Source organism: Pseudoalteromonas sp. bablab_jr010, assembly GCF_016464105.1.
Classification (GTDB): domain Bacteria; phylum Pseudomonadota; class Gammaproteobacteria; order Enterobacterales; family Alteromonadaceae; genus Pseudoalteromonas; species Pseudoalteromonas simplex.
Genome location: NZ_JACDWV010000151.1, coordinates 1 through 525 on the forward strand (window position 1 = coordinate 1; position 525 = coordinate 525).

Below are 525 nucleotides of genomic sequence, written 5' to 3' on the forward strand. Positions count from 1 at the left end.
AAAACACGCTATATCAGTTTCATTGATTATCTGTCGTGAAATTTTGTGCGCAAAGTCGAGCCTTTGCCTTGAGATTTTACCGTGTAGTTTATTGATGCGTTGTTTAGTTTTGTGCCAACGATTTGAGCCTTTGGTTCGACGTGCAAGCTGGCGTTGCAATTGATTTAGCTTCTCTTTTGACTGTTTTAAAAACTTCGGATTATCGGCCACAAATCCGTTCGAACCAACAACCGTTTGCTTTGAGTTGATGTCAAAGCCAGTGATAGTTTCCAAAACTTGTTTAGCCGTTTTGCATTCCACTTCCTGAGTGATACTGCATTCCCATTTTCCGTGACGATATTGAACAGTGACGGTCTTAATTTTGCTCACTAGCTCACGATGCAGAACGATTGGCACTTTGCCGACCTTTGGGATGCTTATAGCGTCATTTTCAATTCGAATACAGTTGGAATTATTGACCGCTCGGAAGCTATCATTGTGAAGCCGCTTCCTTTTGTAGGAAACTTTGTGCTTTGGAAAATGCTG

1 protein-coding gene is annotated in these 525 nt (G+C 41.5%); it reads right to left on the bottom strand.

From position 1 onward, the window contains the following. On the bottom strand, positions 1-525 hold a 525-nt coding region (locus tag JIG37_RS15905), incomplete at both ends, for an RNA-guided endonuclease TnpB family protein (RefSeq protein WP_199529805.1).